Origin of the sequence: Roseobacter sp. HKCCA2468 (genome assembly GCF_037805105.1) — a bacterium.
Lineage (GTDB): Bacteria > Pseudomonadota > Alphaproteobacteria > Rhodobacterales > Rhodobacteraceae > M30B80.
Genome location: NZ_JBBLYN010000023.1, coordinates 1 through 1,454 on the forward strand (window position 1 = coordinate 1; position 1,454 = coordinate 1,454).

The following is a 1,454-nucleotide window of genomic DNA, read 5'->3' on the forward strand; positions in this document are numbered from 1 at the left end:
ACACCTGCGGCGTTGTAATCAGCTGCGGTTGGAATAGCACTCGCGTTTGCCGAGTCTGCGATGTATGTGTCGTAGGCTGCCTTGTCGGCCAGGCCATCAATCGCAGTTATAAACGCGTTAATTTTATCCAATGCCTCCACACGTAAGCCAAAGGTTGCATCATCTGCATCGGCCTTGTCGCCCATGGCTTTGGCCACCGCGTTTTGGATTTCGGCAACCGTGTTTACGGTGCCCGCATAATTCAGGTTAGTTTCGTTTGTGGCTGCATCGGTTGCATTATTGATGACATCAATGCGACCGTTATCGGATCCATCTACGGTAGCGTCACCGTTAGTGTCAGGGTCACCCACATAGCGCATCGCCATGAGGTCGTTCACCTGCTCGACGTTACTGCCATCGATGGCGACAAGTGATGAGCCGTCATAGATTTCGGTCACGCCGACATTGGCGTAATCCGCAACGGTCGGTACCAGAGCTGCTGCCAGCGGTGCTGGCGTCGCTTGGTCGTCTAAACCGTTGGTGTTGGCATAGTGGGTAATGCGTCCACGTGAGACTGCCACTTGGATTTCTGCAGTCGTGTTGGCATCCATATAGCCCGCTAGATCTGCGCGCACAGCCATATTTACCGCTTGGATATTGTTCGGAGTGCCAGCTACAGCACCGTTATTGCTGCTGTCATAAACCCCGGCAATGCCAGCAGCATCATAATCTGCTGCTGTTGGCGCATTGGCTGTTTCAGTGCCGGATGCATAATGAGCAATCTTTTCGATCGCACCCAGACGGCTTACATACTTAACGCCGGATGTAGCACCAGCAGTATCGCTATCCAAGATAGCCTGAACTGATGAGGAATCAGTCACAGTGAAGCCATCGGTATAGGACACCTGCATGACCTGATTGATTGCTTCAATGTTGCGGGCACTAATCGTCGTTGCCGTTCCTGCACTGTCGTAGTGTGTGATGCCGGCTGCGGCATAATCAACCGCCGTGGGTACGGCAGCACCACTTACACCTTCGGAATAACCCTTGATGATAGAAAGTGCAGAAGCTTTCTCTGCGATAGTTTGTAGATCTGGCACACTGTCTTTGTCGTCAGCCGACGCGGCAACTACCGAAGCGCTGGCGATCGCAAGGTTCTCTACAGTCACACCTTTAACACCAGCCGCCGCGAACTGATCAACTGTCAGCGCGTTAGCATCGGTGGCATTGGTCAGCGCCGAGATTGCCGCATTGGCCTGCGCGACCAAGCTGGCAAGATCCGGGTTCGTTCCCGCCGCCCCGTCTGCGGCCTGTTCAACCGCATAGTTCACTGCGGCAAGGTTATCCGCCGTCACGCCCTCAACGCCCGCTTCGAGATAGTCCTGCAGCATCATACTTTGCGCAGCGGCATCTTGTGATGCAACCACCGACGCATTCATCAGCGTGATCGACTTATTTGCCGTTACGCCAACAAA

The 1,454-nt window shown here is 54.0% G+C and carries 1 protein-coding gene; it reads right to left on the reverse strand.

The window, feature by feature from the left end; all coding sequences use genetic code 11:
- A partial coding sequence (locus AAC620_RS12340) for a hypothetical protein (RefSeq protein WP_340245413.1) occupies positions 1-1,454 on the reverse strand: 1,454 nt, incomplete at both ends.